Raw genomic sequence first — 12041 nt, forward strand, 5'->3', positions numbered from 1 at the left:
GTCCTCGATGCGGTATCCGCCGTGGTCGGAGTTGTTGCACCATGACCACTTTCGTCACTGTCGGTCTCCTCGAGCGTGTCCGCGAGCGGCTCGCCGAGCATCCCGGTGTCCCCGACGCCGCGCAGTTGGCCGCTGCGATTCGTACCGAAGCGGGCGGTGTGCTCGCCGACACGGATCTGCTCCGGGCCCTGCGCCTGCTGCAAACCGAGATGACCGGGGCGGGGCTGCTCGAACCGTTGCTGCACGATCCTCGGGTGGCCGATGTGCTGGTCACGGGCCCTGATTCGGTGTGGGTCGACCGCGGTCGAGGGTTGGAGCTGACCGATGTTCGCTTCGCCGACGAAGCGGCTGTTCGCCGCCTTGCCCAGCGCTTGGCCCTGGCCGCAGGCCGTCGACTCGACGACGCTCAACCCTGGGTCGACGGCAAGCTCGCCGGAACCGAGGCCACACTGGGCGATGCGTTCGGCGTTCGACTCCATGCCGTCCTCGCGCCGGTGGCCCATGACGGCACGTGCCTGTCCCTTCGCGTCCTGCGCCCCGCAACCCAGGGCCTCGACGCGCTGGCGGCCGCCGGTTCGATTCCCCCGGACGCCCGCCGACTACTCGGCGACATCGTCCGCGCCCGCCTCGCCTTCCTCGTCGTCGGAGGTACCGGAGCGGGGAAAACCACCTTGCTCTCCGCCCTGCTCGCTGCCGTCGATCCCGCCGAACGGATCGTCTGCGTCGAGGATGCCGCCGAATTGGCTCCGGTCCATCCCCACGTCGTGCGCTTGGTCGCCCGGACCGCCAATGTCGAAGGGGTGGGCGCTGTTACGGTCCGCGACCTGGTGCGCCAGGCGCTGCGAATGCGCCCGGACCGCATTGTCGTCGGCGAGGTTCGCGGTGCCGAAGTCGTCGACCTACTCACCGCACTCAACACGGGTCACGACGGCGGTGCGGGCACCGTCCACGCCAACTCACCCCAGGAAGTCCCCGCCCGCCTGGAAGCGCTGGCCGCTCTCGGCGGCATGGACCGCGCGGCCCTCCACAGCCAGCTGGCCGCTGCTGTTCAGGTGGTCCTCCATGTCCACCGCCGCTCCGACGGCACCCGCGCGCTCCGCGAAATCGGTGTTCTGCAACGCGATTCCGATGGTGTCCACATCGCACCGGCCTGGCGGTCGGACGGCCATCCCGCTCCCGCGGCCGCCGAACTTCGGCGACTACTCGAAGTGCGACTCGGATGAGCGGTCTCATGGCTGCGTCACCGTCCGATCGGTATCCAGATCACCGAATCAGATTGGTGGACAGGGAGAGCCGCTGCGCCAGGCGTGGCTCGAGACGTTCGGCCGGTGCCGATCGAGTAGCAGGTTTCGTCTTGTGGGAGGTGGGTTCATGGGTAGCGCTCTGCTCTGTTGTGCGGTTGCGGTGCTGGTGCTTCCGGTGGCTGGCGGGCAGCGGCGGTTCGCGCGCCTGTTCGGCGCGGACGGGCGGAGGGCGGCGCGGCGAGTGCCTGTGGAGTGGTGTGCAGGAATCGGATCGGTGTGCGTGGCATTCATTTTCGGCCCTGGTGTCGGGCTGGCGGCTCTCATGTTGGGAGTCACGGTGGCGGTGCGGAAGCGGCGTGGTCGAGGTGACCGCGAACGACGCCGGGAATGTGGACACCTCCTGGCCGGCCTCGAGGCCGTTGTCGGCGAGCTCCGCGTCGGCGCCCATCCGAGCGCGGCGGCCGAATCCGCCGCGGTGGAATCGCGCGGCGAAGCCGCACGCGTACTGGCGATCAGCGCGGGCCGCAGCCGCCTCGGCGGTTCCGGTGCCGACGGTTGGGCACAGCCGGATTCAGTTGTCGCCGAGGAACTGTCGAGGATCGCCGCCGCCTGGCGCGTGGCCGAAGAACACGGCCTCGCCCTGGCAGAACTGCTCGCCGCCGCCAGAACCGACCTTCTCGGCCGCATCCGCTTCCGAGACCGTACCGAAGCTGCCCTGGCCGGCGCCCGAGCCTCCGCCACCGTCCTGGCAGGCCTCCCGCTGGTCGGCATCGGCCTCGGCCAACTGATGGGCGCCGCCCCACTGACCATCCTGTTCACCTCCCCGGCCGGCGAACTCCTCCTCCCACTGGGCGCGGCCCTCGCCTGCTGTGGATTGCTGTGGACAGATGTCATCACCCGCAAGAGCACGGCCTGATCTGCATTGTGTCGGGGCGACCAGTCGGAGGCAGTTGGCCGTGGTGCGAATGCCCTGTGGACAGAAGAGCCACGGGCCCGGTCGAGGTCGAACAGTGAGCGGTAGTGGGCAATTTCGCGAAGCCCTGTGGATAGATGTGATGCCCCCGCGGGAGCGCAGGGTGACCGGTGTGGACAGGTGTGGATAAACATCAACGAGGGGGAGTGCTGTGCAGGAGATGGCTGAAGTTGCTTCGCCGGGAGCGTTGCTGATCGCGGCGGTGGCGATTGTGTTGTTGCCGGGGCGGGTTGCCGTCAGCAGGCGGGTGCGGGCGCTCGGGGCGGCGCCGGTTGGCGGCGCCACGGCGGCGCGTGGGCCCACGAAGGAAGACCCGCTCGGATCCGCGTCCGCCTTCGATCTGCTGGCTGCTTGCCTGCGGGCGGGACTCCCGATGGCCGCGGCCGCGCGCGCGAGTGCTCCGACAGCGCCGCCCGTGCTGCGGGCCGCATTGCTCAGGGCCGCAGACCTGCTCGCGCTGGGTGCCGACGCGGCGACGGCGTGGGAGCGCGCGGCCGCGGATGCCGTCGGGTCGGCCGGTGCCGATGACGTGGAGTCGCTGGCCAGGATGGCACGTCGCTCGGCCCGGTCCGGCGCCTCGCTGGCAGCCGCGGTCGCGGAACTGGCCACGCAGCGTCGCGAAGCCGTGGAAGACGCTGCCGTCGCGCGTGCCGAACGCGCCGGCGTGCTGATCGGCGGCCCGCTCGGCCTGTGCTTCCTGCCCGCTTTCGTCTGCCTCGGCATCGTCCCGGTCGTTATCGGCCTCGCGGACCGAGTGCTCGGCGGCGGTGGGCTGCTGTGACCGGCCTCGACGAGGCCACCGAATCTTCACCGCGCGGACCAGCCGCACGGTGCAACCAGAGAGGGGATCACGATGACATTCGTCCACACGGTATACCTGGGGGTCCGCACCCGACTCACCCGTCTGCTGATCGACGACGACGGCATGTCCACGGCGGAATACGCGATCGGAACGATCGCCGCGGCAGCCTTCGGAGCGGTGCTCTACGGGGTGGTGACCGGGGACAGCATCGTCAACGCGCTGACCGGCATCATCGACAAGGCGCTCAACACGAGCGTGTAAACCGCGACAGCACAGGCACTCTCGGTGGTGATGGGGGTGCGGTGACGGTCGAGGCCGCCATCGCCCTCGCCGCCTTGGTCTGCGCCGTGGCCCTGTGCATCGGTGCGCTCCTCGCAGGATCCACCCAGGTCCGCTGCATCGACGCGGCCCGCGAAACCGCCCGCCTGGCCGCCCGCGGTGACACCTCGCGCGCGATCGCCGCGGGCGAGTCCGTCGCCCCGCCCGGCGCAACGGTTGAACTCCGCACCGAAGGCGACCGAGTAGTAGCCACTGTCGCCGCCGGTACCCCACTGCTGCCCGGCCTGCGCCTTCGCGCCGAGGCCGTAGCCGTCACCGAGCCAGGAGCGAACCCGTGACGGCAAGGCGCGATACGTCCGCGAAGGGAACCGCAGACGCGCACGTCGGCTCCAGGTCGGCGTGGCTTGGGCTGGATGGCGATGGGGGTGGGGCCACGGTGTTCGTGTGTGTGGTGTTGGCGGCGTTGATCTGTTTCACGTTGGTGGTTGCGCAGGTGGGTGCCGTGGTGGTCGCTCGGCATCGGGCGCAGGGGGCCGCAGATCTCGGAGCGTTGGGCGCGGCGGTGGTGTTGGCAGAGGGCGCGGAGGCGGGGTGTGCCGAGGCCGGGGACGTTGCCCGGCGGATGGGGGTTCGGGTGCGGAGATGTGTGGTCGCGCAATGGGACGTTGTTGTCGAAGTCGAGGCGAATGTGTCGGCGGGAGTGTTCGGTGTGCGCACTGTGTACGCGTCGGCCCGTGCGGGTCCGGTGGAAGAGAATGGGTGACGCCCAAGTGTTATCACTGGTCGAGTGGTTGTTCCGGACCGAACCATTTCGGCATTTGCCGAAAGGCGTTTGCGTTCTTTCATGCGCATTCTTTGATCTGGAAGGAAAAAAATGAAAAGTATGGCTAGGCGGTGCCGGTAGTGCTGGTCGGCTATGGGCCAGTTAATAGAAAAGTGGTCCTTTTTATTCGGGTATCGGGCACCGGTCGGCATATCACTGCTGGTCAACACTAATTCGGACGAATGACCAGGATTCCGGCAGCGAGGTGTATCGCCGATCACGAGGTCGGCCTGCGCGTATCAGGAAACCGCAGGCTGGTCGCCCTGTGTCCGCAGCTCGCCGAGAACGGCTCCCAGCAGGCGCGCGGCGGCGCCCTTGTCCAGCGGGTTGTTGCCGTTGCCGCACTTGGGCGACTGCACGCAGGAGGGACACCCGTCCTGGCACGCGCAGCTGCGGATCACACTCAGCGTGGCGGATAACCAGGCCGTGAGCTGGGCGAATCCGCGCTCGGCGAAGCCGGCGCCGCCGGGCTGGCCGTCGTAGACGAACACCGTCGGCGCACCCGTATCGGGATGTTCGGCGATGGAGACACCGCCGATGTCCCACCGATCGCAGCCCGCGACCAGCGGCAACATGCCGATAGCGGCGTGCTCGGCCGCGTGCAACGCACCGGGGAGTTGCTCGTCGGAGATGTCGGCGGCGGTGAGCAACTGGGGCGCGACGGTATACAGAACAGCCTTGGTGTGCAGCGTGTGCGCGGGCAGATCGAGCTCCACCTGGTCGAGTACCTCGCCGGTCACCAGGGTCCGCAGGTAGCCGACGACCTGGTTGGTGACCGCGACCTGCGCCGATGCCGCGGTAACCGCACCGAACGTGTGCTCCTCGATCACCCCTTCGATGGTGATCGAGGTGATCTGGCGGGAGCTGGTGGTGAAGCCTGGATCCACCTCGTTGACGAACGCGACACCACCCTCGAGGTCGAGTTCGTCGACGAGATAGGTCTCGCCCTGGTGGAGATGGACAGCCCCTGTGTGCAGCGTCGCCGGTGCCCGGCCCGCATCGGCCGTGCCGAGCAGGCGCCCGGTTTCGGCGTCGACGATCGCGACCGGCGAGCCGAGCCCGCCGCGGACATCGACGTCGTCGTGCGGGTGGGTATGCGCGGTGATATGCCAGCGAGCGCCCGTGCCACGGCCGCTCGGCCTGCGTCGGATCAAACCTTGTTCAGCCAGGTCAGCAAGCACTTCGTCGGCCCTGAACTCGCTCGTCTCCTCATCGGTGAGCGGCAGCTCCATCGCGGCGCACAGCAGCTGGGGACCGAGGATATAAGGGTTGTACGGGTCGGTGATGGTGGACTCGATCGGTCGATCGAGCAGTGCTTCCGGGTGATGCACCAGGTAGGTGTCCAGTGGATCGTCGGTTGCCACGAGCACCACCAGCGAACCCTGCGACCGCCTGCCCGCCCGTCCTGCCTGCTGCCAGAACGAGGCGACCGTCCCGGGAAAACCGGCGATGACCACGGCATCCAGCCCCGCGATGTCGACGCCGAGTTCGAGCGCGTTGGTACTTGCCGCGCCGAGCAACGTCCCCTGCGACAGCGACTGCTCGAGCTCACGCCGGTCCTCGGCCAGGTAACCCGCTCGATAAGCGGCAACCCGTTCCTGCAGCTCAGGGGCGGTTTCGGCAAGGACGCGGCGCGCATCAAGCGCGATCAGCTCGGCACCGCGCCGAGAGCGAACAAAGGTCAGAGTCCGTGCACCCTCGGCTACCAGGGCCGCCATGATCTTGGCCGCCTCGCTGGTCGCGGTCCGTCGTACCGGGGCCCCGTTCTCCCCGGTCACCGTGGCGCTCAGCGGCGGTTCCCACAGTGCGACGGTCCGGGCACCACGCGGCGAGGCGTCCTCGGTGACCGCGACAACCGGCGCCCCGATCAGCCTGCTCGCCGACGCGGCCGGGTCGGCACTGGTGGCCGAGCACAGGACGAACACCGGATCGGCGCCGTAGAACCGGGCGAGCCGCCGCAACCTGCGCAGCACGAGCGCGACGTGCGATCCGAACACTCCTCTATATGCGTGACATTCGTCGACCACCACATACCGCAGGTGGCGCAGCACCCGCGCCCAGCGCTGATGCGAGCGCAGAATCCCGACGTGCAGCATGTCGGGATTGGTGAAGATCCAGCGTGCATTGGCCCGCACCCACTGCCTGACCTCGGCGGGAGTATCGCCGTCATAGCTCGCCGGATGGGCCTCACGCAGGGGGTTGTCATGGATCAGCCGGCCGACGGCGCGGAGCTGATCGGCGCCGAGCGCCTTGGTGGGGGACAGGTACAGCGCGGTCGCGCGCGGCTCGTCGTGCAGCGCGGTGAGCACCGGCAACTGGTAGCCGAGCGATTTCCCGGATGCGGTTCCCGTGCTCACGACGACATGGTTTCCGGCCACCGCCAGCTCGGCCGTGCGGGTCTGGTGTTCCCACGGCAGCGAGATTCCTTGTGCGTCCAGGGCTGTGACCAGCGGCGATGGCACCCATTCCGGCCACGCGGTAGTGCGGGCGCGCTGCGCGGGCAGCTCCGCCACGTGGGTCAGCGGGTTGCCGCCCGCGGCCGCTTCGGTCAGGACACGATTCAGCAACGATCGCCCGTAGCTCTCGCTCGAATTGCGCTCTCGGAGCTCGGTCCGGTCTGCCGGATTCATCCAGTCCTTCTCTCACGCGACACACGAAGTGTGAAACGTGTGTGTGCGACAACCACTACCTGGGATTTCGTAACCCAGTAGCGATCTGGGTCACAGCATGTTTGCTGGAAGCTCACTCGGTTATCACTAAGCAAACAGACCAAAAGTATGGATACACCCAATCTGTCCCTTACCTGCACATTCGCAAGATCATGAATTTTGCAAATACTCGGTAACTCGACTGTTGAATTGCTCAGAGACATGGTTCACTGGGTCTCGGTCGCAAGCTTCTGTGTTCGAGGGACGGATCCAAGGTCCAAACCATCAGCAGGATCGTTGTTGCGAACGCCGTGCTCAGGATTTCCTTGCAGGGGGACCAACAGTACAGCGGTCGGAACGGGCCCGGTGGACGAACCCAGTTGTCCGCCGATTCCGGTAGAAAGAGAAGGAAACAGAATGGCACAGGGAACTGTGAAGTGGTTCAACGCGGAGAAGGGGTTCGGCTTCATCGCGCCCGAGGACGGCTCCGCTGACGTCTTCGTCCACTACTCGGAGATCCAGGGCACGGGCTTCCGTACCCTCGAGGAAAACCAGAAGGTCGAATTCGAGGTCGGCCAGGGCACCAAGGGCCCGCAGGCCACCGGCGTTCGCGCGCTCTCCTGAGCTGCGAAACACAACAACGCCTCGTCCCCCTCCTCCGCATGCGGAGGAGGGGGACGAGTCATTTCCGGGTAGCATCGCCCAGGACAGCGCCCGCGACGTGAAACGCCGCAAATGCCTCTACCCCACGTGCGCAGGGTATAAACGTCACTGGTGGTGATGTCCGAACGTCGCCGTCTGCCCCAGCCGTGCACCGAGCGGACCTCCCGACGCGCGGATCTAGAAGGAAGGTGTTCGCCGGTGGCAACACGAGACCGCAGTTCAGCCGATCAGGGCCGACCCCTGCGTCGTCTCGTGATCGTCGAGTCGCCGACTAAGGCCCGCAAGATCGCGCCATACCTCGGTCGCAACTACACGGTCGAGGCCTCGGTGGGCCACATCCGCGACTTGCCGCGCGGTGCCGCCGACGTGCCGGCCAAATACAAGGGGCAGCCGTGGGCACGCCTCGGCGTCGATGTCGATCACGACTTCGAGCCGATCTATGTGGTGAACCCGGATAAGAAGGCCAAGGTCGCCGAGCTCAAGAGCTTGCTGGCCGATGCCGACGAGCTCTATCTCGCCACCGACCCCGACCGCGAGGGCGAGGCGATTGCCTGGCACCTGCTCGAAACGCTCAAGCCGAAGGTCCCGGTTCGCCGGATGGTCTTCCACGAGATCACCGAGCCGGCCATCCTCGCCGCCGCCGCCGACACGCGCGAGCTCGACAACGACCTGGTAGACGCGCAGGAAACCCGCCGCATCCTGGACCGCCTCTACGGCTACGAGGTCTCGCCGGTGCTGTGGAAGAAGGTCATGCCGCGGCTGTCCGCCGGTCGCGTGCAGTCCGTCGCCACCCGCGTGATCGTGCAGCGTGAGCGTGAGCGCATCGCGTTCCGCTCGGCCGGGTACTGGGATATCGCCGCCAAACTCGACGCCGGTCCCGACGAGAAGTCCGATTCGACCAACCCGCGTACGTTCGGCGCGCGTCTGGTCCAGGTCAAGGGCGATCGTGTCGCCTCCGGTCGTGACTTCGGGTCCGACGGTCAGCTCAAGTCGGTCACCGGTGTGGTCGTGCTCGACGAGGCCTATGCCCGCAGGCTGGCCGAGGCGCTCGACGGTGCCGCGCTCGAGGTCAGCTCGGCCGAGGCCAAGCCGTACACACGCAAGCCGTATCCGCCGTTCATGACCTCCACGTTGCAGCAGGAAGCGGGCCGCAAGCTGCGGTTCACCTCCGAGCGCACGATGCGGGTCGCGCAGCGGCTGTACGAAAACGGCTACATCACCTACATGCGCACCGACTCAACGACGCTGTCGGAGTCGGCGATCGCGGCGGCTCGCTCGCAGGCGACCCAGCTCTACGGCGCGGAGTACGTCTCGCCGTCGCCGCGCCAGTACACCCGCAAGGTCAAGAACGCGCAGGAGGCACACGAGGCGATCCGTCCCTCGGGTGACACCTTCATGACGCCAGGTCAGCTGGCCTCGAAGGTCGACAACGACGAGTTCAAGCTCTACGAGATGATCTGGCAGCGCACGGTCGCCTCGCAGATGGTCGACGCGCGCGGCACCACGCTGACCCTGCGCATCGCCGGCACCGCGCGGACCGGCGAGGAGTGTGTGTTCTCGGCCTCGGGTCGCACCATCACCTTCGCCGGGTTCCTCAAGGCCTACGTCGAGAGTGTGGACGAGGAGGCGGGCGGCCAGTCCGACGACGCCGAATCCCGTTTGCCCGCACTGGAAGAGGGCCAGAGCGTCACCGCTGTCGAACTCAACCCCGACGGCCACAGCACCAACCCGCCCGCCCGCTACACCGAAGCCTCGCTGATCAAGACGCTGGAAGACCTCGGCATCGGCCGCCCGTCGACCTACTCCTCGATCATCAAGACGATCCTCGATCGCGGGTACGTCTACAAACGCGGCAGCGCGCTGGCCCCGGCCTGGGTGGCATTCGCGGTGGTCGGTCTGCTCGAGGCCTACTTCGGTCGACTCGTCGACTTCGACTTCACCGCCGCGATGGAAGACGACCTCGACGCGATCGCCGGTGGACGCGAGCAGCGCGGAAACTGGTTGTCCAGCTTCTACTTCGGCGGCGAATCCGGCGCCGAGGGTTCGGTCGCGCGCTCGGGTGGCCTCAAGAAGATGGTCTCCGTGCAGCTCGACGACATCGACGCGCGCGAAGTGAACTCGATCAAGATGTTCGTCGACGAAGAGGGCCGCGATGTCGTGGTCCGCGTCGGCCGCTTCGGTCCGTATCTCGAGCGGATGATCATCAATCCCGATGACCCCGAAGGTGATCGGATCTCGCAGCGGGCGAACCTGCCCGACGATCTGCCGCCCGACGAGCTGACGCCCGAGGTCGCAGAGAAGCTGTTCTCGACGCCGCAGGAAGGTCGTTCGCTCGGCGTCGACCCGGTGTCGGGGAACGAAATCGTCGCCAAGGAAGGACGTTTCGGCCCGTACGTCACCGAGGTGCTGCCGGAACCGCCCGCACCCGATCCCGACGCGGCGCCCGCGAAGAAGACCAAGAAGGCCGCGGAGGTCAAGCCGCGCACCGGTTCGCTGTTCAAGTCGATGGACCTGGCCGAGATCACTCTCGACGACGCGTTGATGCTGCTCTCGCTGCCCCGCGTGGTCGGCAACGATCCCACCTCGGGCGAGGAGATCACCGCGCAGAACGGCCGCTATGGCCCATATCTGAAGAAGGGCACCGATTCTCGCTCGCTGGCGACCGAGGATCAGCTGTTCTCGGTCACGCTCGAGGAGGCGCTGAAGCTCTACGCCGAGCCCAAGCGTCGCGGGCGTCAGGCCTCGGCCGCGGCACCGCTGCGTGAGCTGGGCAACGACTCCGCCACTGACAAGCCGATGGTGATCAAGGACGGTCGTTTCGGCCCGTATGTCACCGATGGCGAGACCAACGCGAGCCTGCGCAAGGGCGACGAGGTCGAGTCGATCACCGACGCGCGTGCCTCCGAGCTGCTTGCCGATCGGCGAGCGCGTGGCCCGGTGAAGAAGGCTGCCAAGAAGACGACCGCGAAGAAGGCGGCCAAGAAGGCGCCCGCCAAGAAGACCGCGGCCAAGTCGACCGCGACGAAGACGGCCACCAAGACCGCGGCCAAGAAGACCACCGCGAAGAAGACGGCGGCCAAGAAAGCTCCGGCCAAGAAAGCTGTCGCCAAGTCCGCTGGGACAGAAGAAGGCTGATCGGTGCCCCGGCCGTCCGTCAGCCCTGTCGGACCCCGCGGCTAGGGTGTAGCGCGTGGCAGGTGTCTTCGATCGACTGGTCGGCCAGGACGTGGTCGAGACCGAGCTGGCCGCTGCCGCGAAGGCCGCACGGGCCGGTGTGGTCACCGGGGCGATGACGCATTCGTGGCTGTTCACCGGCCCTCCCGGCTCGGGTAGGTCGGTAGCGGCGCTGTGTTTCGCGGCGGCTTTGCAATGCACCGATCCCGACGCCATCGGCTGTGGAAAGTGTCACGCCTGTACCACCACGATGGCCGGGACTCATGGCGATGTGCGGCGCATCATCCCCGAAGGTCTGAGCATCAGTACCAAGGAGATGCGGGCGATCGTGCAGATCGCGGCCCGGCGTCCGAGTACCGGACGCTGGCAGGTCGTGGTCGTCGAAGACGCCGATCGCCTCACCGAGGGTGCGGCCAACGCACTGCTCAAAGTGGTCGAAGAACCACCGGCCCGCACCGTTTTCCTGCTGTGCGCGCCTACCGTCGACCCCGAGGACATCTCCGTCACCCTGCGCTCCCGCTGCAGACACGTCCACCTCGTGACCCCAACCGTCCCCGCCATCGCCCAGGTGCTGCGCGAGCGCGACCACCTCGACGCGAAAACCGCCGACTGGGCGGCTTCGGTGAGTGGCGGTCACGTTGGCCGAGCCCGCCGCCTCGCCACCGACGAAGATGCCCGCCAACGACGCAAACGCGCCCTCGCCCTGGTCACCGCGACCGAACGCCCCGGTGCCGCCTACGCAGCCGGCGACGAACTGGTGAAATCCGCCGACGACGAGGCCAAGCTGATGAGCGCCGACCGCGACGACCACGAACGCGACGAACTCGCCACCGCCCTCGGCGCGGGCGGCACCGGCAAGGGCGCGGCCTCGGCCACCCGCGGTTCGGCAGGCGTCCTCAAGGACCTGGAACGCCGCCAGAAATCCCGCGCCACCCGCACCGGCCGCGACGCCCTCGACCGCGCCCTCATCGACATCGCGGGCATGTACCGCGACGCCCTGGCCATGCGCTTCGCAGGCCGCGGCACCCCCATCACCCTCACCCACCCCGACATGGCAAGCGAGATCACCGACCTAGCCACCGGCGTACGCCCCGAAGGCCTCCTACGCAGTATCGACGCAGTCCTGGCCTGCCGAGAAGCGCTGGACCTCAACGTGAAACCCCGCTTCGCCGTAGCCGCCATGGTCGCCACCCTCATCACCGCCCGCACCACCTGACCACCCGTTTTCGCGTTCCACCCCTGCGCGCGATAGACTCGCGTCGCCTAAACGGCACGCCGCCTTAGCTCAGTCGGTAGAGCGCTTCACTCGTAATGAAAAGGTCGGGGGTTCGATTCCCCCAGGCGGCTCAAGTACTGCGGGGGGTCCGCTGTGAGTGATTCCAGCGGAACCTCGAACATGAGCGCGATCGCGTCCAAATCCTCTATGTCCCAAGCG

10 protein-coding genes and 1 tRNA gene are annotated in these 12041 nt (G+C 67.5%); 10 read left to right on the plus strand and 1 reads right to left on the minus strand.

What is annotated here, in order from left to right; all coding sequences use genetic code 11:
- Window positions 1–41 precede the first annotated feature (41 nt).
- The 6 genes from ACLJPD_RS11405 to ACLJPD_RS11430 all read left to right on the plus strand — a co-directional run bounded on the left by ACLJPD_RS11405 (window position 42) and on the right by ACLJPD_RS11430 (window position 4061).
- On the plus strand, window positions 42–1223 hold the full coding sequence (locus ACLJPD_RS11405) for a TadA family conjugal transfer-associated ATPase (RefSeq protein ID WP_410871853.1): 1182 nt from the start codon (window positions 42–44) through the stop codon (window positions 1221–1223).
- A gap of 358 nt (window positions 1224–1581) precedes the next feature.
- Entirely contained in the window at window positions 1582–2160 is a 579-nt protein-coding gene (locus ACLJPD_RS11410; RefSeq protein ID WP_410871854.1) for a type II secretion system F family protein, read from the plus strand.
- Window positions 2161–2377: 217 nt separating this feature from the next.
- On the plus strand, window positions 2378–2998 hold the full coding sequence (locus ACLJPD_RS11415) for a type II secretion system F family protein (RefSeq protein ID WP_410871855.1): 621 nt from the start codon (window positions 2378–2380) through the stop codon (window positions 2996–2998).
- 72 nt (window positions 2999–3070) lie between these two features.
- Complete coding sequence (locus ACLJPD_RS11420; RefSeq protein WP_410871856.1) at window positions 3071–3280, plus strand: DUF4244 domain-containing protein; 210 nt, start codon at window positions 3071–3073, stop codon at window positions 3278–3280.
- Between the two features lie 41 nt (window positions 3281–3321).
- Window positions 3322–3636, plus strand: coding sequence for a TadE family type IV pilus minor pilin (locus ACLJPD_RS11425; RefSeq protein ID WP_410871857.1), 315 nt, complete (start codon window positions 3322–3324; stop codon window positions 3634–3636).
- Window positions 3633–4061 carry an Rv3654c family TadE-like protein gene (locus tag ACLJPD_RS11430; protein WP_410871858.1) on the plus strand — a complete coding sequence of 143 codons (429 nt, stop codon included), beginning with the start codon at window positions 3633–3635 and terminating at the stop codon, window positions 4059–4061. The genes ACLJPD_RS11425 and ACLJPD_RS11430 overlap by 4 nt, the downstream gene beginning before the upstream one ends.
- Before the next feature lie 299 nt (window positions 4062–4360).
- Here ACLJPD_RS11430 and ACLJPD_RS11435 read toward each other — a convergent pair whose 3' ends face one another.
- On the minus strand, window positions 4361–6751 hold the full coding sequence (locus ACLJPD_RS11435) for a DEAD/DEAH box helicase (protein WP_410871859.1): 2391 nt from the start codon (window positions 6749–6751) through the stop codon (window positions 4361–4363).
- Window positions 6752–7186: 435 nt separating this feature from the next.
- On the opposite strand from ACLJPD_RS11435, the gene ACLJPD_RS11440 reads away from it, so the two are divergent.
- From ACLJPD_RS11440 to ACLJPD_RS11455, 4 genes are all read left to right on the plus strand, one after another.
- A complete protein-coding gene (locus ACLJPD_RS11440; RefSeq protein WP_019044597.1) occupies window positions 7187–7393 on the plus strand; it encodes a cold-shock protein in 207 nt (68 codons plus the stop codon).
- A gap of 237 nt (window positions 7394–7630) precedes the next feature.
- On the plus strand, window positions 7631–10567 hold the full coding sequence (topA, locus tag ACLJPD_RS11445) for a type I DNA topoisomerase (RefSeq protein ID WP_410871860.1): 2937 nt from the start codon (window positions 7631–7633) through the stop codon (window positions 10565–10567).
- Window positions 10568–10622: 55 nt separating this feature from the next.
- Entirely contained in the window at window positions 10623–11822 is a 1200-nt protein-coding gene (locus ACLJPD_RS11450; RefSeq protein WP_410871861.1) for a DNA polymerase III subunit delta', read from the plus strand.
- A gap of 58 nt (window positions 11823–11880) precedes the next feature.
- Window positions 11881–11953 (plus strand) — tRNA-Thr (locus tag ACLJPD_RS11455).
- Window positions 11954–12041: the final 88 nt, after the last annotated feature.

The sequence above is a fragment of the Nocardia sp. A7 genome (genome assembly GCF_046549215.1).
GTDB lineage: Bacteria > Actinomycetota > Actinomycetes > Mycobacteriales > Mycobacteriaceae > Nocardia.